16 protein-coding genes are annotated in these 18,811 nt (G+C 72.1%); 11 read left to right on the top strand and 5 right to left on the bottom strand.

What is annotated here, in order from left to right; translation table 11 throughout:
• Positions 1-90: 90 nt before the first annotated feature.
• Both asnB and Raf01_RS19925 read left to right on the top strand, forming a co-directional pair.
• Positions 91-1,950 carry an asparagine synthase (glutamine-hydrolyzing) gene (asnB, locus tag Raf01_RS19930; protein WP_203919447.1) on the top strand — a complete coding sequence of 620 codons (1,860 nt, stop codon included), beginning with the start codon at positions 91-93 and terminating at the stop codon, positions 1,948-1,950.
• Between the two features lie 53 nt (positions 1,951-2,003).
• Positions 2,004-3,158, top strand: a complete 1,155-nt coding sequence (locus Raf01_RS19925) for an acyltransferase family protein (RefSeq protein ID WP_203919446.1) — start codon at positions 2,004-2,006, stop codon at positions 3,156-3,158.
• On the opposite strand, the gene Raf01_RS19920 is transcribed toward Raf01_RS19925, so the two are convergent.
• On the bottom strand, positions 3,139-3,981 hold the full coding sequence (locus Raf01_RS19920) for a TIGR03621 family F420-dependent LLM class oxidoreductase (RefSeq protein WP_203919445.1): 843 nt from the start codon (positions 3,979-3,981) through the stop codon (positions 3,139-3,141). The two genes, Raf01_RS19925 and Raf01_RS19920, sit on opposite strands and share 20 nt — an antisense overlap.
• Before the next feature lie 78 nt (positions 3,982-4,059).
• Complete coding sequence (locus Raf01_RS19915; RefSeq protein ID WP_203919444.1) at positions 4,060-5,100, bottom strand: glycosyltransferase family 4 protein; 1,041 nt, start codon at positions 5,098-5,100, stop codon at positions 4,060-4,062.
• Positions 5,101-5,248: 148 nt separating this feature from the next.
• Between Raf01_RS19915 and ileS the strand changes: the two genes are divergently transcribed.
• Together ileS and Raf01_RS19905 are read left to right on the top strand one after the other, a co-directional pair.
• Positions 5,249-8,380 (top strand): isoleucine--tRNA ligase, encoded by a 3,132-nt coding sequence (ileS, locus tag Raf01_RS19910; RefSeq protein WP_203919443.1) that lies wholly within the window; start codon positions 5,249-5,251, stop codon positions 8,378-8,380.
• Between the two features lie 120 nt (positions 8,381-8,500).
• On the top strand, positions 8,501-9,148 hold the full coding sequence (locus Raf01_RS19905; protein ID WP_203919442.1) for a flavin reductase family protein: 648 nt from the start codon (positions 8,501-8,503) through the stop codon (positions 9,146-9,148).
• Here Raf01_RS19905 and Raf01_RS19900 read toward each other — a convergent pair.
• Entirely contained in the window at positions 9,076-9,966 is an 891-nt protein-coding gene (locus tag Raf01_RS19900; protein WP_203919441.1) for an SIR2 family NAD-dependent protein deacylase, read from the bottom strand. The genes Raf01_RS19905 and Raf01_RS19900 overlap by 73 nt on opposite strands.
• Positions 9,967-10,232: 266 nt before the next feature.
• Here Raf01_RS19900 and Raf01_RS19895 point away from each other — a divergent pair, with 266 nt between their 5' ends.
• Positions 10,233-11,000 (top strand): FG-GAP repeat domain-containing protein, encoded by a 768-nt coding sequence (locus Raf01_RS19895; RefSeq protein ID WP_203919440.1) that lies wholly within the window; start codon positions 10,233-10,235, stop codon positions 10,998-11,000.
• A 179-nt stretch (positions 11,001-11,179) separates the two neighbouring features.
• Here the strand turns inward: Raf01_RS19895 and pdxR are convergent, their stop codons facing one another.
• Positions 11,180-12,589, bottom strand: a complete 1,410-nt coding sequence (gene pdxR / locus Raf01_RS19890; protein ID WP_203919439.1) for a MocR-like pyridoxine biosynthesis transcription factor PdxR — start codon at positions 12,587-12,589, stop codon at positions 11,180-11,182.
• Between the two features lie 77 nt (positions 12,590-12,666).
• Between pdxR and Raf01_RS19885 the strand changes: the two genes are divergently transcribed.
• From Raf01_RS19885 to Raf01_RS19875, 3 genes are all read left to right on the top strand, one after another.
• The gene (locus Raf01_RS19885; RefSeq protein WP_203919438.1) at positions 12,667-13,242 is read left to right on the top strand and encodes a dihydrofolate reductase family protein; all 576 of its coding nucleotides are present in this window, start codon (positions 12,667-12,669) and stop codon (positions 13,240-13,242) included.
• Between the two features lie 6 nt (positions 13,243-13,248).
• Positions 13,249-14,079: an EamA family transporter gene (locus Raf01_RS19880; RefSeq protein WP_203919437.1), complete on the top strand. Its 831-nt coding sequence runs from the start codon at positions 13,249-13,251 to the stop codon at positions 14,077-14,079.
• A gap of 290 nt (positions 14,080-14,369) precedes the next feature.
• On the top strand, positions 14,370-15,962 hold the full coding sequence (locus tag Raf01_RS19875) for a deoxyguanosinetriphosphate triphosphohydrolase family protein (protein ID WP_203919436.1): 1,593 nt from the start codon (positions 14,370-14,372) through the stop codon (positions 15,960-15,962).
• A gap of 47 nt (positions 15,963-16,009) precedes the next feature.
• On the opposite strand, the gene Raf01_RS50605 is transcribed toward Raf01_RS19875, so the two are convergent.
• Positions 16,010-16,927 carry a LysR family transcriptional regulator gene (locus Raf01_RS50605; RefSeq protein WP_203919435.1) on the bottom strand — a complete coding sequence of 306 codons (918 nt, stop codon included), beginning with the start codon at positions 16,925-16,927 and terminating at the stop codon, positions 16,010-16,012.
• Between the two features lie 148 nt (positions 16,928-17,075).
• Between Raf01_RS50605 and Raf01_RS19865 the strand changes: the two genes are divergently transcribed.
• The 3 genes from Raf01_RS19865 (at position 17,076) to Raf01_RS19855 (ending at position 18,700) form a co-directional block, all read left to right on the top strand.
• Positions 17,076-17,786, top strand: coding sequence for an SDR family NAD(P)-dependent oxidoreductase (locus Raf01_RS19865; protein ID WP_203919434.1), 711 nt, complete (start codon positions 17,076-17,078; stop codon positions 17,784-17,786).
• 73 nt (positions 17,787-17,859) lie between these two features.
• Entirely contained in the window at positions 17,860-18,345 is a 486-nt protein-coding gene (locus Raf01_RS19860; RefSeq protein ID WP_203919558.1) for a YbfB/YjiJ family MFS transporter, read from the top strand.
• Complete coding sequence (locus Raf01_RS19855; RefSeq protein WP_203919433.1) at positions 18,326-18,700, top strand: YybH family protein; 375 nt, start codon at positions 18,326-18,328, stop codon at positions 18,698-18,700. The genes Raf01_RS19860 and Raf01_RS19855 overlap by 20 nt, the downstream gene beginning before the upstream one ends.
• The last annotated feature ends 111 nt before the right edge of the window (positions 18,701-18,811 follow it).

Raw genomic sequence — 18,811 nt, 5'->3', positions numbered from 1 at the left:
GCACCCGGCATGGAGAAGTAAGCATCGCGGGCTATAAGATCGCTTACGGCCGTGCGTCCGTGTTCACATCGACGAAATTCGAGGGATTCCATGTGTGGAGTTGTCGGCTGGGTGGACTTCGACCGGAGCCTCGCCGGGGAGCGGGCGAACATCCTCGCGATGACCGGCACGATGGCCCTGCGGGGACCCGATGCCGAGGGTGTCTGGCTGGGTGAGCACGTCGCGCTCGGCCACCGCCGGCTGGCCGTCATCGACCTGGTCGGCGGTGTGCAGCCGATGACCGCGGACCGCGACGGCACCGCAGCCGCGACGATCACCTACAGCGGCGAGGTCTACAACTACCGGGAACTGCGGGAGGAGTTGGCCGGGCTCGGCCACCACTTCCGGACCCAGAGCGACACCGAGGTCGTGCTGCGGGCATACCTGGAGTGGGGCGACGCGTTCGTCGACAAGCTCAACGGCATGTTCGCGTTCGGGTTGTGGGACATCGCCAGGGAGCGCCTGGTGCTCGCCCGCGACCGCATGGGTGTCAAGCCGCTGTACTACTACGCCACCCCGGCCGGTGTCGTCTTCGGCTCGGAACCGAAGTCCGTGCTGGCGCACCACACGGTGCCGACCGAGGTGGACGCGGACGGTCTGCGGGCCGCGCTGACCATGGTCAAGACGCCCGGCGAGAGCCTCTACCGGGGCATGCGGGAGCTGCGCCCCGGGCACGTGCTGGTGGTCGACCGCAACGGGGCTCAGGAGCGGGCATACTGGCGGCTGCCGACCCGCGAGCACACCGACGACCTGGAGACCACGGTCGGCACCGTGCGCGACCTGTTGCGCGACATCATGACCAGGCAGATGGTCGCCGACGTGCCGGTCGGCACCCTGCTGTCCGGCGGGCTGGACTCCTCCGTGGTGACCGCGCTGGCGGCAGCCGCGCCGAACGAGCGCGGCGGCCGAGTGCGCTCGTTCGCCGTGGACTTCGTGGGGCAGACCGAGAACTTCCGGCCGGAAGCGTGGCGGGACGCCCCGGACGCGCCGTTCGCGCGGGCCGCCGCCGCCCACGTGGGGACCGATCACCACGAGGTCATGATGGACGTGGCCACGATGATGGACCCGCTGCACCGGACGAGCGCGATGATGGCCATGGACGCGCCGTCGCCGATGGGCGACATGATCACGTCGGCGTACCTGCTGTTCGGCGCCGTACGGGAGGGTTCGACCGTGGCGCTGTCCGGCGAGTCGGCCGACGAGGTGTTCGGCGGGTACAACTGGTTCCACGATCCCGACGCGCTGGCCGCGCCCACGTACCCCTGGCTGGCCTCGCAGTACCGGTCCAACGGCGGCGTCAACCCGGCCGCCGACCTGCTCGAGCCCGACCTGGCGAAGCTGCTCGACCTGCCCCGCTACGAGGCCGACACCTACCACTCCGCCATCGCCGAGGTGGAGCACCTGCCGGCCGCCGACCCGGGGGAGCGCCGGATGCGCGAGGTGTTCTACCTGCACCTGACCCGGTGGGTGCAGATCCTGCTGGACCGCAAGGACCGGCTGAGCATGGCGCACGGCCTGGAGGTGCGGGTACCGTTCTGCGACCACCGGCTGGTCGAGTACGTGTACAACACGCCCTGGACGGCGAAGACCTACGACGGGCGGGAGAAGAGCCTGCTGCGCGGCGCGGCCGCCGGCCTGCTGCCCGACTCGGTGCTGCAGCGCAAGAAGAGCCCGTACCCGTCCACCCAGGACCCCCGGTACGGGCAGATGCTGCACGACCGGGTCAACGAGATCCTCGACGACCGCGGTTCCCAGACCGTCGACCTGCTCAACGTCGCGCGGATCCGCGAGATGCTCGACAACGGGATGGAGAGCAGCGGGTTCGGGCCGAACCGGCGCCGCATGGAGCTGCTGGTCAGCCTGGACGACTGGCTGCGCCGGTACCCGGTCCGGCTGCGGCTGGAGAACTGACCGCGGCCGTCGTCGAGTCCACCCGGCCACCCGGTGCGCCCCAGCGTGACCGGGTGGCGGGGCTGGCCGGCCTGCGGGGCCTGGCCGCACTGTACGTGGTGTTGTTCCACTGCTGGCTGCTGACCTTCCCCGGATTCCCGGCCGACCACGGCCCCCGATGGCTGGGTTGGCTGCTGTACGGGCACCTCGCGGTGGTCTTCTTCTTCGTGCTGTCCGGCTTCTCGCTGGCCATCTCGCCGGCCGGCGACGGGTGGCGGCTGGGCGGGATCCTCCGGTTCGCCCGGCGGCGCGCCTGGCGGATCCTGCCGCCGTACTGGGCGGCCCTGGCGTTCAGCCTGGTGATCGCGTGGACCGTGACGCCCCAGCCGCACTCCGGGCCGCCGACCGCCCGGACGCTGCTCGTCTACGGACCGCTCCTGCAGGACATCGTCACGGCGCCGCTGCCCAACGGCGCCTTCTGGTCGATCGGCGTCGAGGCCCTGCTGTACCTGCTGTTCCCGCTCCTGCTCCTGATCCGCCGACGGGGCGGCCCGGTGACACTGCTCGCCACCGTGACGGTGCCGGTGGCCGCGATCGGCCTGCTTCACCCGACCGGGTCCCCGGTGAACCAGCTGACCGGCCTCACCCCGTTGTTCACACCACTGTTCGCGGTGGGCATGGTGGGCGCCGGGGTCATGGCCGCCGGCGAGCGGGTACGCGGCCTGCCGTGGCAGTGGCTTTCCGCGCTGGCCGCCGCCCCGGTACTGCTGCTGATGGTCCTCGCCGGCTCGGTCTGGACGGTGGGCCACTACTACTGGATCGACCTCGCGGCCGGCCCCGCGATCGCCGCGCTGCTCGCGGCCGTGGCTACCCGGCGGCCGGCCCCGCTGGTGTGGCTGCTGGCCACGCGCCCGGTACGCGGCCTCGGCCGGTTCTCCTACAGCCTCTACCTGATCCACCTGCCCGTCGTGCTGGTGGTCAGCCGCGAGCTGGCCGGGCCGCACGTCGCCGCCGGCCTGCCGGCGTTCTGGGTCACTCTGGGTGTGGCGCTGCCGGTCTCGCTGGCCGTCGCGTGGGCGTTCTGCCGGGTGTTCGAGCTGCCGTTCCAGCGGTACCGGGGCTGGGCGGCGCTGTGGGCCGCGGTGAAGGGTCGGGCCGGGCGTCCGCGCCGAGCCGCCCGGAGCTCGACTCGGGACCGACCGCCGGCGGTCAGCGGAGCAGCGGAATGACCTCGGCGAACGTGCGCATGTGGTCGTCCAGGACGCTGATGTAGCTGATGCCGAACTCCTCTCGGTAGCGCAGCAGGGTGTCGGCGATCTGCCGGGGTTCGCCGACCAGCACCCCTGGCAGCTCGGCCAGCTCCTCAGCCGACTTGCCGCTGGCGGCGGTGATCACCGAGAGGTCGATGTCGGCCACCCGGTGGCCTACTCCGGCCACGAACAGGTTCAGCTCGATATCGGCCATCCGCTCGCCGGCCGCGTCCCGGACCCGCCGCACGCGGGCACCGAGCGCCTCCTCCGGGGTGCCCGGGCCGAAGCCGGCCGTGATCGGGAAGCTGATGATGTCGGCGGTGCGGGCCGCCAGCGTGAGGATGCGGTCGCCGGCACCGGCGATCATGATCGGTGGCTGCGGCGCGTCGGGCTCGGCCGCGAGCAACCCCTGGGTCTCCGCGAGGAGCTCGTCGAGCTTGCGCAGCCGTGAGCCGGGTGAGCCGAAGGGCAGCCCCGCCGCCTCGAACTCCCGCGGCACGTACCCGGCGCCCAGACCGAGTTCCAGCCGGCCGTCGGTCAGGCGGTGCGTGTCGGCCACGTCCCGGGCTAGGTAGGCCGGGCTCAGGATGCCCGCGTTGAGCACGTAGGTCCCCAGCTGGATCCCGACCGCGTCGGACGCCGCCACCAGCGCCGGAAACGGCGCCAGCGCACCGAGGTGGTCCGACACCTGGAGGACGTCGTACCCGAGGTCCTCGACCTCGCGGGCGCGATCGCGCCACGCCGATCGCGACTGGCCGACAGAGTAGAGACCGGCCCCGAAACGGAACGGGCGAGAGTTCATGATGATCCTTCGAACGGCGGTACCGACCCACGTTCATACGTGTCCCACTGCCGTCAGTTCACCATGGCGCCTGTGATTTCACCGGCGGATCGGTCGCGCCCGCCGCGCCTGGAGCAGTTCGGCGTACAGGTCGAGGTGTTCGGCCACCATCCGGTCCGCGGCGAACCGGCGCCGCGCCTCCTCGCGGCAGCGCCGCCGGTCCAGGTCCCGCGTCCGGGGCAGGCAGGCGGCCAGGCCGGCGATGTCCCCCCGCAGGTAACCGGTGACACCGTCGTCGATGAGTTCGGGAGCCGCGCCGGACGCGGTGGCCACCACCGGGGTACCGGTGGCCAGTGCCTCGATCATGACGAGGCCGAACGGTTCCGGCCACTGCACCGGGTTGAGCAGGGCGGTGGCGCCACCGAGCAGCGCGTACTTCTCCGTCGCGGCCAACTCGCCGACGTACTCGACGTCGCCGCCCAGCAACGGGGCCACGGCGTCGTCGAAGTACTCCCGCTCGGTACCGTCCTGGATCTTCGCCGCGATGCGCAGCGGCACACCCGCCTCGCGGGCGACCAGCGCCGCCTCCCGGACGCCCTTCCGCGGGCTCATCCGGCCGAGGAAGCAGAAGTACCCTCCGGTGCCGTCGCCGACCGGGATCGCCTCGACGTCGATGCCGTGGTGGATCACCCGGGCGATGCGTACCCCCTCGGCGGTCGACGCCTGGTGGTGGGAGATCGCGACGATGGCCGCGTGCCGGTCCATGGCCCGGTAGATGTCGAGCAGCGGCGCCCGGTACGGGCCGTGGTTGGTGGTGACGACGGGCACACCGGGCGGCCGGAGCAGGCACAGCGGGCCGGCCAGGGTGTGATCATGGATGACGTCCATCCCGTCCATCGCCCGATAGGCGCGCACCACCTGGGCCAGTTCGGCCTCGGTGAGCCAGGTGCCCCCGGGGTCGGCGGGCGGACAACCGGGCACCAGGGGCACCGGGCAGGTACTGTCCTCGGTCGCGGCGACGAGCACCTCGTGCCCGGCGGCGGCGAATCCCCGGGCGAGGTGGTCGACCACGGCTTCGAGGCCGCCGTACGCGGGTGGTGGCAGCGGCGTCCATGGCGTCGAGATCAGGCCGATGCGCACGACTGCTCCCTTCCCCGCGACGGGCCGTGACCGCCCCATACCCGGTTGACCGGCCGCCACTCCCGGAGACTTCGGGGAGCTGACGCCGGGCGGAACCCGGCCTGGCGGTACCATGACCGGCGCGTTCCAGTGCCCGACGGAGGAGTTCATGTACCGCCCAGTGCCGGCCCAAGTCGACCTGCCCGCGCTCGACCACGAGATCCTGCGTTTCTGGCGCGAGAACGCCATCTTCGCCCGCAGCCTGGAGCAGTCGCGCGGGCGGCCGGAGTGGGTGTTCTACGAAGGCCCCCCGACCGCGAACGGCATGCCCGGTGCCCACCACATCGAGGCCCGCGTCTTCAAGGACGTGTTCCCGCGCTACCGGACGATGAAGGGCTACCACGTCGCCCGGAAGGCCGGCTGGGACTGCCACGGCCTGCCGGTCGAGCTGGCCGTCGAGAAGGAACTCGGGTTCACCGGCAAGCAGGACATCGAGCGGTACGGCATCGCCGAGTTCAACGCCAAGTGCCGGGAGTCGGTGGGCCGGCACACCGACGCGTTCGCGGAACTGACCGAGCGCATGGGCTACTGGGTCGACCTGGACGACGCGTACTGGACGATGGACCGGGACTACATTCAGTCCGTCTGGTGGTCGCTCAAGCAGATCTTCGACAAGGGGCTGCTCGTCGAGGATTTCCGGGTCGCGCCGTGGTGCCCGCGGGACCAGACCACGCTGTCCGATCACGAGCTGGCCCAGGGCTACGAGACCGACGTCGACCCGGCGGTGTACGTCCGGTTCCCGCTCACCTCGGGTCCGCTCGCCGGGCGCGCGTCGCTGCTGGTCTGGACCACGACGCCGTGGACCCTGGTGTCCAACACGGCCGTCGCGGTCCACCCCACCGCCACCTACGTGGTGGCCACCGACGGCACGGAGTCGGTGGTCGTCGCCGAGCCGCTGGTGGCCTCCGCCCTCGGCGAGGGCTGGACGGCGACCGGCGAGTCGTTCACCGGCAAGGAGTTGGAGCGCTGGACCTACCGGCGGCCGTTCGAGCTGGTCGACGTGCCGGACGCGCACTTCGTCATCCTGGCGTCGTACGTCACCATGGACAGCGGCACCGGCCTGGTCCACCAGTCACCCGCGTTCGGCGCCGATGACCTGGCCAGTTGCCGGGCGTACGGGCTGCCGATGGTCAATCCGGTGCGGCCGGACGGCACGTTCGAGGCCGGCGTACCACTGGTCGGCGGCCAGTTCTTCCGCACCGCGAACGGGCCGCTGGTCGAGGAGTTGCGCCGGACCGGCCTGCTGTTCCGGCACGAGCCGTACGAGCACCAGTACCCGCACTGCTGGCGCTGCCACACCGCGCTGATCTACTACGCGCAGCCGTCCTGGTACGTGCGGACCACCGCCGTGCGGGACGCGTTGCTGCGCGAGAACGAGAAGACCACCTGGCAGCCGGAGACGGTCAAACACGGCCGGTTCGGCGACTGGCTGACCAACAACGTCGACTGGGCGCTGTCGCGCAACCGCTACTGGGGCACCCCGCTGCCGATCTGGCGCTGCGCCGAGGGTCACCTGACGTGTGCCGGCTCGCTGGCCGAACTCGGCGACCTGGCCGGCGAGGACCTCTCGGCGCTGGACCCGCACCGGCCGTTCATCGACGAGGTGACGTTCGGCTGCCCGTCGTGCGGGTCGACCGCCACCCGGGTACCGGAGGTCATCGACGCCTGGTACGACTCCGGTTCGATGCCGTTCGCGCAGTTCGGCTACCCGTACCGGAACCGGGAGCTGTTCGACAGCCGCTTCCCGGCTCAGTTCATCTCCGAGGCGATCGACCAGACCCGCGGCTGGTTCTACACGCTGATGGCCATCGGCACTCTCGTCTTCGACCGCTCCCCATACGAGAACGTGGTCTGCCTGGGCCACATCCTCGCCGAGGACGGCCGCAAGATGTCCAAGCACCTGGGCAACATCCTCGAACCCATCCCGCTGATGGACACCCACGGCGCCGACGCGGTGCGCTGGTTCATGGCGGCCGTCGGCTCACCCTGGTCGGCGCGGCGGGTCGGGCACACCACGCTCCAGGAGGTTGTCCGCAAGACCCTGCTGACCTACTGGAACACCGTCGCCTTCCAGGCGCTCTACGGCCGCACCGCCGGATGGTCGCCGTCGGCGGCGGACCCGGCGCCGGCCGACCGGTCGGTGCTCGACCGCTGGGTGCTCTCCGAGCTGAACACGCTGGTTCGCGAGGTGGACGCGGCGATGGCGGCGTTCGACACCCAGGAGACGGGCAGGCTGATCGCCGCGTTCGTCGACGACCTGTCCAACTGGTACGTGCGGCGCAGCCGCAGGCGGTTCTGGCGCGGCGACCCGGCCGCCCTGGCCACCCTGCACGAGGCACTGCGCACCGTGACGTTGCTGCTGGCCCCGATCACGCCGTTCATCACCGAGCGGGTCTGGCAGGAACTGGTCGTACCGGTCGACGCGCACGCACCGCAGTCGGTGCACCTGGCGCGCTTTCCGGAGGCGGACGAGGCGCTGCTCGCCCCCGAGCTGTCCGCCCAGATGGCGATCGTGCGCCGGCTGGTCGAGCTGGGCCGGGCGGCGCGCGCCGAGTCGGGCGTGAAGGTGCGCCAGCCGCTGTCCCGCGCGCTGGCGTCGGCGACCGGCTTCGCCGACCTGCCCGAGGATCTGCTCGCGGAAATCGCCGCGGAGCTGAACGTCGGCACGGTCGATCCGGTCTCCGGCTCCTTCGTGGACACCACGGCCAAGGCCAACTTTCGTACCCTGGGCAAGCGGTTCGGCAAGGACGTCCAGCAGGTCGCCAAGGCGATCGTCGCCGCCGACGCCGCGGCGCTGGCCGACGCGCTGCGCACGACGGGAACGGCGACCATCGAGGTCGGCGGGGAACCGATCGCACTCGGCCCGGACGAAGTCATCATCACCGAGACACCCCAGGAGGGCTGGGCCGTCGCCTCCGACACCGGCGCGACCGTGGCGCTCGACCTGCACCTGACCCCGGAACTGCGCCGGGCCGGCCTGGCCCGGGACGCGATCCGGCAGATCCAGGAGGCGCGCAAGGCGAGCGGACTCGACGTGTCCGACCGGATCCAGCTCCGGTACCTGACCGGCGACGAGGACACCGCGACCGCCCTGACCGAGCACGGCGGCCTGGTCGCCGAGGAAGTCCTCGCCACCGACTACGCCACCGGCGAACCGACGTGGCCGGCCGCCCGTACCTTCACCGACGAGACGACCGGGCTGACCTTCTGGCTGCGCAGGGCGCCCGACGCGTCGGCGTAGCCCGGGCCGCTCACGCGCCAGCGCCCGCCTGCCCGGCTCGCCGGCCGGCTGCCACCGACCATCGTGGCGCGCGTCCGCTTCGGTGCCCGCCGAAGCGTCGGGTCGGTACCGTCCGCGATCATGAAACCGAGAACCAGCGGTGCCAACGGCATCGACCACCTGACGATCAATCCGAAGATCCTCTATTTCGGTACCCCGGTGGTACTGCTGAGCACCGAGAACGACGACGGCAGCGCGAACCTGGCCCCGATGTCCTCCGCCTGGGCGCTCGGTCACGTGGTCGTCCTCGGGCTCGGCGGCGGCGGTCAGAGCGCGCGCAACCTCGCCGCCCGCCCCGACATGGTGATCAACTTTCCGGCCGCCGCCCAGTGGGAGGCCGTCGAACGGCTGGCGCCGCTGACCGGCCGCCACCCGGTACCGGCGCACAAGCGCGAGCGGTTCCGGTACGAACCGGCCAAGTTCGAGGCCGCCGGATTCCGGCCGCTGGCCTCCGTGCACGTACGACCGCCTCGCGTCGCGGACTGCCCACTGCAGTTGGAGGCCCGCGCCACGCACCTCCGTACCGCCACGAACGACGGGTTCGTCATCGTGGAGGCCCAGGTTCTCGCCGTGCACGCGGATCCAAGGATCGTGGTACCGGGCACCGACCACATCGACCCCGCCGCCTGGAACCCGTTGATCTACAACTTCCGGCACTACTTCGGTCTCGGCGACGAACTCGGCCACAGCTTCCGCTCGGAGACCAGCGGCCGAACGCCGCTCGGCTGAGCGCCGCCCTGCCGCCCTCGGCTACCGGCCGGCTGCTGGTCGGCACCCCAGCCGGCCGTGACCAGGGTCGGGAGGATCTGTCCCGCGGTGCCGCGCAGGTTGATGTCGCAGACCCGGTCCAGCGGGGTCGGTTCGGGATTGACCTGGATCACCGTGGCACCGGATTCCCCCGCGATCGCGGGGATCGCGGCGGCCGGGTACACGACGCCGGAGGTGCCGACCGCGAGCAGCACGTCGCAGGCGGCCGCGGCCTCGACCGCCGCGGCCAGCGCCGCCTCGGGCAGGGCTTCGCCGAACCACACCACGCCCGGGCGGACGAGCCAGCCGCAGGTCGCGCACCGCGGCGGCGGGATCCGGCGCCCCTCGTCCGGGCCGGCGACCTCACCGTCCCGCGCGTCCGGAAACGTCGCCGGGTGCCTCGCCTCCGACACGCAACGGGGCGCGAAGAGACTGCCGTGGAGGTGGATCGCGGACCGGGTGCCTGCGCGCTCGTGCAGGTCGTCGACGTTCTGCGTGATGACGACGCTGTCCGGGATCCGGTCCTGGATGGCCGCGATGGCCCGGTGCCCTGGATTGGGTTCGGCCGCGCGGACCCGCGCGCGTCGCCACTCGTACCAGCCCCAGACCAGATCCGGGTCGGCGTGGAACGCCTCGGGTGTGGCGAGGCGCTCGGCGTCGAATTGAGCCCACAGCCCGGTGAGGTCGTCGCGGAAGGTGGGAACGCCGCTCTCGGCCGAGACTCCGGCGCCGGTGAGGATGACGGCACGGCGGGCGTCGCGGAGAACCTGGGCAGCTCGACTCGGCGGGGCGGCGTCCATGGCGGACATCCTGCCATCACGGTTCGGGTCCGCCACCGGCGGCCGAACTGGAGCCGCCGCACGACCTCGCGGATCCAGCACAGGCCGCCGCGCCGCGTCGCGGATCCAGCACAGGCCGCCGCGCCGCGTCGCGGATCCAGCACAGCAGGTCGGGTGAAAAGCACTCCTTTCCGGCTGCCGGTCCGGCGAGCGGCATAACGTCCGTTGATGGCACGCCCCTCAGCCAGTGGTGACGGACATTCGCGTCTTGTGGACGGGGGTATGACATGGCATGGGGACGAGGACTACGAGGGTGGCTCGGTGCCGTCGGGGTCGCGGGTACGGTCGCCGCGATACTCCTCGGATCCGCCCCGGCGGCGACAGCCGGGGCAGCGGGCGAGGAACTGGCGCCCGGTGACGGGTTCGGCGCGACCATCACGTCCGGGGTGTTGGACTGGGGTCAGGTCCCGTCGTGGGCGGACTTCAACGGCGACGGTCGGGCGGACTACTGCCGGCAGGTCGGGAACGTGAACCTGCAGTCGAGTCGGGTGTCGTGCACGTTGTCGACGGGTACCGGCTTCGGCGCGACCTTCACGTCGGGGGTGTTGGACTGGGGTCAGGTTCCGTCGTGGGCGGACTTCAACGGCGACGGTCGGGCGGACTACTGCCGGCGGGTCGGCGACGTGAACCTGCGGTCGAGTCGGGTGTCGTGCACGTTGTCGACGGGTACCGGCTTCGGCGCGACCATCACGTCCGGCGTACTGGACTGGGGCTACGTTCCCGGTACGGCGTGGGCGGACTTCAACGGGGACGGTCGGGCGGACTACTGCCGGCCGGTGGGTACCGTGAACCTCCAGTCGAGCTACGTGGAGTGCACGCTGTCCACGGGTACCGCCTTCGGTGCGACCATCCGGTCGAACGTACTGGACTGGGGGTACGACACCGGGCGGGCCTGGATCGACGCGAACGCCGACGGCAAGGCCGACTACTGCCGGCGCGTCGGAAACGTCAACCTCGTGTCGAGCCGCGTGTCGTGCACGTTGTCGACGGCCTGATGCCAGGGGCGGGGCCAGGCGTGTCGGGGCGAGGCATGCCAGGGCGGGGCTAGGCATGTCGGGGCGAGGCTAGGCACACCACTGCCGGGCGGGGCGCGGTCACCGGGATCATCACCGGTGACCGCGCCTTCGGCGTCCACCCGAGCCCCGGACGAGGGTGGCCCGAACGAGGGCGGCCGTCAGCCTGAACCGGCCGGAAGGGCGGCGATGACACGCGCCAGGATGTCGACGCCCTCGGCGATGGCCTGCTCGTGGACGGCCGCGTACCCGAAGATGAGGCCGCCCGGGCCTGGGTGGCCGATCCGGTACGGTGTCACGCCGTCGACGCCGACTCCGGCGCGTGCGGCCGCGTCCACCACGGTCGCCTCGTCCAGGTGCGGCGGCAGCCAGGCGACCAGGTGCAGCCCCGCGGACACCCCGGTGGGTTCCAACCCAGGCAGCCGCCGGGACAGCGCCGTCAGCAGGGCGTCGCGCCGCCGCCGGTACACCGGGCGCATCCGGCGCAGGTGCCGGTCGAACTCGCCGCGGGTGATGAGGTCGGCCAGGGCGAGCTGTTCGAGTGCGGGACTGCCGCGGTCGGCGGCGACCTTGGCGTCCGCCATCGGCCCGGCCAGGTGTGCCGGCATGACGAACCAGCCGAGGCGCAGCCCCGGTGCGAGAGTCTTGCTCGCCGACCCGGCGTACACGACGCGGTCCGGAGCCAGCCCCTGGAGCGCCCCGACCGGTGTCCGGTCGTAGCGGTACTCGGCGTCGTAGTCGTCCTCGACGATGACCGCGCCGCGCTCGGCGGCCCAGTCCAGCACGGCCGCCCGGTTTCCGGCCGACAGCACAGCACCGGTGGGCCACTGGTGCGAGGGCGTCAGGATGACCGCGTCGGCGCCGGTCTCCCTCAGGATGTCGACCCGGATTCCGTCGCCGTCGACGGGCACCCCGATGACCTCGATCCCGGCGGCCCGCGCCGCGGGCAGGGCGTCGTCGCCGGACGACGGGTCCTCCAGCGCGAGCCGCTTGGCGCCCGCGGCGGCGAGCACGCTGACGAGCAGGGCGATGCCCTGGGCGTAGCCGGTGCAGATGACGATCTGGTCGGGCCGGGCCAGCGTTCCGCGTACCCGGTTCAGGTAGTCCGCGATCGCTGTCCGCAACTGCGGCACGCCGCTGCCGGCCAGGTACCCGAACACGTCGTTCGGCGCGGACCCGAGCGCTTCGCGAATCGCGCGCAGCCACGCGGACCGTGGGAAGCTGGAGACGTCGGCGCGGCCGTAGCTGAGATCGATTCGCGGGGGAGCCGCGCGGGCCAGCCGCAGCCCGGCCGCCGCGGCGGGCGGGCCGACCGCTACCTGGGTGTACCCGCCGGTCTGGCTGGTCAGGTAACCCTCGGCAGTCAGCTGCTGGTATGCCTCGACGACCACGCCGCGGGACACGCCGAGGTCGGCGGCGAGCACCCGGGTCGGCGGCAGCGACGAGCCGCGCGGCAGCCGGCCGGCGCGGATCGAGTCCCGGATCGACGCCTCGATCTGCCGGTGCAGCGGGATCCGCGCGTCGTGGTCGAGCACGACGAGAACGCCGGAATTGGTCCTGACTCTGTCCACCGGTCTGGACCTTACCCGCGGGACCGATTCTTGTCAGGGTTGTCGTGTAGCCAGCAACCGCGATAAGGAGTACTTCAATGCGACGCATCATCAACTCGACGTACATCACCCTCGACGGCGTCATCCAGGACCCGCAGGACTGGCCGGACAACGGCATCAAGCCGGACGGCACCGGCGGCACGGTGCAGACCGACCTGCTGTTCGCCTGCGACGCGGTGCTGATGGGCGCCCGCACCTACCCGGGCTTCGCCACCGCGTGGATGGCCCGGTCCGGCGACCCGTACAGCGACCGGATCAACAGCATGGCCAAGTACGTCGTGTCCAGCACGCTGCGCGACCCGGAGTGGAACAACACCTCGGTGATCAGCGGGGACCCGATCGCGGAGATCCGCCGGCTGAAGGAGCAGCCGGGCCAGGACATCGTGCAGTACGGGTTCGGTCAGCTCTCGTACGCCCTGCTCGAGCACGGCCTGCTCGACGAGTTGCGGCTGTGGGTCCATCCGATGTTCGTCGGTCGCGCGACAACCACCGACCTGCTGTTCCGGCCGTCGGTCACGACGCAGTTCGAACTCGCCGACACGCTCGTGCTCAACACCGGCATCGTCATCCTGACGTACCGCCTCCCCACCGGTTCCACGCCGGCGAGCGACTGAACGACCATGGGTACCGTCCTCGGCCTGGCCGCGGCCCTCCTGTACGGCGGCTCGGACTTCGCCGGCGGCCTGGCGGCGCGCCGCCTGGGATCCCTCCCGGTCAACCTGGTCGGCACGGCGGCTTCCGTCCTCATCGCGTGGGCCGCGCTGGGGATGTTCGCGGGCCCGGGACCGAGTGTCCACGCGGTCGCCTGGGGACTGGCCAGTGGCCTCGGCGGCGGGGCCGGCACGCTGACGTTGTACCGCGGGTTGGCCCGTGGGCAGATGAGCGTGGTCGGGCCGGTCTCCGCCGTGGCCGCGGCCGCGCTGCCGGTGGCGGCGGGCATCGCGATGGGCGAGCGCCCGCCGCTGCCCGCCCTGGTCGGCATCGCGGTCTCCCTCCCGGCGATCGTGCTCGTCACGACCAACGGGCGTGGTAAGGGCATCGCCCGCACGGCACTCCTGGACGGCCTGGGCGCCGGTGCCGCGTTCGGTGTCATGTTCATCGGCCTGGCCCAGGCCGGCGCGGGCAGCGGGCTGTGGCCGGTCGCGTCGGAGCAGACCGGTTCGCTGGTGCTTGTCCTCGCGGTCGCCGCCAAGACGCGCGCGCCGCTGCGGGCCGCGATCCGCGCGCCCGGGTGGCCGGTTCTAGTGGGCGCCAGCGGGATGGCCGCCACCCTGCTGTACTTCTACGCCACGCACTCCAGCATGCTGTCCACCACGGTGGTGCTCGTGTCGCTGTACCCGGCCGTCACGGTCCTGTTGGCCCGCATGGTCCTGCACGAGCGGTTCAACGGCGCGCAGCGGGCCGGCCTGGTCCTGTCCACCCTGGCCGTGATCGCGATCGCGCTCGACTGACGTCAGGTCCGGTCACAGGGCCGACCTCGGGGGACCCTCACGTCGGGTGAACCTCTACTTGTCCCGTTGTTCCGTCCGAGGACAACGTGCGGCGACTGGCCGACGCGGGGGTCACTCTGCTGGCGGGCACCGACGCCCCGAACCCGGGGACCGTGTTCGGGGCAAGCCTGCACCGGGAACTGGAACTCCTAGTCCGGTGGGGGTCGGGCCGGTCGCGGGGGTACGCCGACTAAGATGCGGGAGATGGCTGTGACCTGCGGGGCGCCCGCGCCAACCGGAGCCGGAGCGCGATGACGGCGACCGCACCACAATCGATCCAGCGCATAACCGCCCGCCAGCACCCGCCGGTCGAGGCCACGACCGTGACCCGGGGACAGCGCGCCGACGCCGGTGGCGAGACGACCGAGCGGGCCTTGGGCGCCGACGAGGCGTTCCGCGACGACCTGGAGCGGATCCGGTTCTCGCCGTACTACTCCCGGTTGGGCGCGGTCACGCAGGTGATCTCGTCGAACGGCGCCGGGCAGGGCGTGCACAACCGGCTCACCCACACCATCAAGGTGACCTCGGTCGCCCGGGCCATCGCCACCGGGATCACCCGGCCCGGCGATCCCCGGCGCGACCTGCTGGACCGGCTCGGCGGCTGTGACCCGGTGGTCGTACAGGCGGCCGCGTCCGCGCACGATCTCGGCCATCCACCGTTCGGTCATCTCGGGGAGTCGGTGCTCAACCGCATCGCCCGGCAGCGCTACGGCCTCGAGGACGGCTTCGACGGCAACGCGCAGACCTTCCGCATCCTCACCACTCTGGACGCGCTGCATCCGGAGGGCGGGCTGAACCTCACCGCGGCCGTGCGGGCCGCCGTCCTGAAGTACCCGTGGTGCCGGGTACGGTTCCCGCGACCGCACCCGTCCGAATTCGCGTACCCGCCTCGCGGCGCGGGTGCCGGCGACGACGACGGCGGTTCGAGCAAGTTCTCCGCCTACTTCCTCGACGCGGCGGAGATGGTCGACGCCCGCGCCGCGTACCCGGGACTGCCGGCGCTGCGGCAGACCGTCGAGTGCTCGGTGATGGACGTGGCCGACGACATCGCGTACTCGCTGCACGACCTCGACGACTTCCACCGCGCCGGTGTCCTGCAGTACGCCGCGGTCGCCACCGAGTTCCGCGAGTGGCGCGCCCACGCCGCCCGGCTCGCCCGGCAGGATCTCGACACGCTCACCCCGGACGCGCCCGGCCGGTCGCTGGAGGCGCTGCGCCGGCGCATCCACGCCAAGGATCCCTGGATCGCCGACGACGACGCGTTCTTCGCCGCCGCCGACCGGGTGCGCACCGACCTGATCGACGGGCTGCTGGCCGTCCCCTATGACGGCTCCCGGGCGGCGGAGCGTGCCCTCGGCGCGTTCACCGGCCAGTGGCTGGCCCGGCTGCAGGACGCCGTCACGGTCACCCTCGACCCGCATCCGCGCTCCGGTTACGTCAGCCTGTTGCCGCAGGCGTGGCACGAGGTCACCATCCTCAAGTTCGTCCACCAGCGCTTCGTCCTGCAGCGCCCGGACCTCGCGCTCTACCAGCGCGGTCAGGCCCGGATCCTGCTCCGGCTGGTCGACGGCTTCGACGCCTGGCTGGCCGACCGGGCCGACGCCGCCCGCGCGCCGCGCCGCCTCCTGGAGTTCATCGACCTCGCCACGATGGGCTACGACACGATCGCGGGGGACTCCCCGGACCTGCTCGCGGGCGCCGACCCGGCCGCCCGGCGGCGCCGCGCCGTGGGCCGCGGGCTGATCGACTACATCGCCTCACTGTCCGACGCCCGGGCCGCCGCGACCGCTGACTCGATCACCGGCCGCGCCGAGCGGCTGTGGGACGCGGGCGGCGGCCTGTAGCCGTGCCGCACGGTCCCGGCCGTGCCCGGCCCGGTCAGGGGTCAGGGTCACCGGCCGCCGACCGGGTCCGAGGCCGGTACCCACACGCCCGCCTCGCCGGTCCCGGGCACGTCCACCTGCCGGGTCAGCGCCGCCACGCTGGCCCGCACCGCCGCCCGGGTCTCGTCGCGCCGGGACACCAGGAACCAGTTCCAGAGCGGCGCCGGGTCCACGATCGGGCGCTGCGCGAGGTCGGGCGGCAGTGCGGTGGTCTGCCCCTTCGGCGAGTTCACCACCGGGTGGCGTAGCCGCCGTACGTGGTCGAAGAAGCTCGGTCCGGTCACCCCACCGTCGTCGATACGTACCACGCGGGCACCCGTGGAGCGCGCGAACTGTTCGGCGTACAGGTTCCAGGACGCCCAGCTCGCGGCGTCCGCGTCCACCAGGACGACGGTCTGGCTCGCCGGAACCGGCGCGGTCTGCGGTCCGGGGCACACGGCATACAGCCGGTCCGCGCCGATGCGCCGCGCGTCCAGCGCGTAGGTGTCCAGGTCGCCCCGCTGTACCCAGCAGATGGCCAGGTCGAGGCTGCCGTCGGCGACCCGCGCGGCCTGCGTGTGGGAGGGCAGCACCCACGCGTCGACGTGCAGTTGGGCCACGCCCGAGGCGCGCGCGACCAGATCGGCCGGGCACCAGTTGACGTACCCGAGCCGGACCGGCTCCCCACCGGCCAGCCCGGCCGCCGCGCGGCGCAGGTTGTCGGCCTGATCGAGCAGGGCCCGGGTGCGCGCCAGGAGTTCCTGCCCGGCCGCGGTCAGCCTGACCGAGCGCCGGTCGCGGTCGAACAGGCGTACCCCGAGGTCGCGTTCCAGCGCCTTGATCTGTTGCGACAGCGACGGCCCGGCGATGCGCAGCCGCTCGGCGGCCCGGCCGAAGTTGAGCTCCTCGGCCACCGCGACGAAGTACCGCAGCTGCCGTAGCTCCATCCGCCCAGCGTACGGCTCTGGGAGGCTGCGCCTACCAGCAGAGAGCAAACCGGTCGTGGCGGCTACCGGCCCGCCCGAACGACCATGGGTACGTGAATTGACGGCGGTCGACATCCTGGAGCCGCCGTACCCGGAAAGTGAGAGTGTCATGAGCAGTACCCAGAAAGTCGCCATCGTCACCGGCGCCTCCCAGGGCATCGGGGCCGGCCTCGTCGCCGCGTACCGCAAGCTCGGGTACGCCGTCGTGGCGAACTCCCGGTCGATCGCGCCCTCCGGCGACCCGCTGGTTCTCGCGGTGCCCGGCGACATCGCCGACCCGGCCGTCGCCCAGCGGGTCGTCGCCTCGGCCGTCGAGGCGTTCGGCGGCGTCGACACGCTGGTCAACAACGCCGGTGTGTTCATCGCCAAGCCGTTCACCGACTACACCGCCGAGGACTACGAGACGGTGACCGGCGTCAATCTGCGCGCCTTCTTCGAGGTGACCCGGCCGGCGGTGGCCGCCATGCTGACCCGTGGCGGCGGTCACATCGTCAACATCTCCACCAGCCTGGTCGACCACGCGAACTCCAACGTCCCCTCGGCGCTCGCCTCGCTGACCAAGGGCGGCCTGAACGCCGTCACCCGGTCGCTCGCGGTCGAGTACGCCACCCGGGGCATCCGGGTCAACACCGTGGCGCCGGGCATCATCCGCACTCCGATGCACCCGGAGGCCACGCACGAGTTCCTGGCGGGCCTGCACCCGGTGGGGCGGATGGGCGATATCGACGACATCGTCGACGCCGTCCTCTATCTGGAGTCGGCGCCGTTCGTCACCGGCGAGATCCTGCACGTCGACGGCGGACAGAGCGCCGGACACTGACCCGCCCGCGAGAGACCGTCCCCGCGAGAAAGCCGGGCTGGCCGCCGTCCCGTCCTCGGCGCTGTGAGCGTGGCTGGCCGGCACTTGGTCGCGGCCGACGCTGCTGGCCGCGGCTCTGGTCGTGCAGGCGGTCGGCATCGCGCTTCCGGTGATCGGCGGCAGTGTCGGAGCGGACCTCGCCGCCGCGGTGCTGTTCGGTGGTACGTTCCTGGGCATCGCCACGCTCGCGCTGGCCGTCGGTACCCACCTGGGCACGCCGCGGTCGGTGGCCGTCCTCACGACCGGCTACTCGGTCGGGCAGGTCGCCGGACCACTGATCGTCACGCCGGTACTGCGCGACGGATACCGCACGGCGCTGCTGATCGGCGCGGCCGTCGTGGCAACCGCCGCCGTGGCGGCCGGCGTCCTGCGCCGCCGTTTCCCGCGTCACCTCGGACCGCTGCCCAACCGGGTGCGGGCCGCCAGCACTTGCACCCGACCCGGCGAATCCTCGACCCGGACGGGTGTCGAGCCCGATGACCATCGACAGGAGCACAGCCATGACCACAGCCGACGCTGACGAACCGACCGCGCTGCGCGGCGCCCTCGACCGGTGGAAGGCGGCCGTCGACGCGCACGACCCGGAGGGCGTCTCCGCCGTCTTCACCGAGGGAGCCATCTTCCAGGGCCTCCACCCGTACAGCGTGGGGAGGGCCGGAGTCGCGGAGTACTACGCGTCGCAGCCGATCGGGATGACCGCCGCGTACGTCATCCTCCAGACCCGCCGGCTCGCGCCGGACCTGGTTCTCGGGTATCTGACGGTCGACTTCTCCTTCACCGACCGGCCGACGGTCAGCGTGTACCTCAGCGTGATCGTGCGGAACGTCGCCGGCACCTGGCTCATCGACCACTACCAGGTCTCCCGGTTGCCGTAGGGAGGAGCCGGGCGCGGGGCGATTCGTCGGTCGGGGTCCGGGTAAGGACACCGGGTTTCCCCCGTTGCTCACGAGCGCGGGATGCCCAGGCCCGAACAGCAGGAGCGTACC

This window comes from Rugosimonospora africana (assembly GCF_016862975.1).
Classification (GTDB): Bacteria; Actinomycetota; Actinomycetes; order Mycobacteriales; family Micromonosporaceae; genus Rugosimonospora; species Rugosimonospora africana.
The sequence above is the reverse complement of the archived record's forward strand: the minus strand, read 5'-3'. Positions and strand labels throughout refer to the sequence as shown.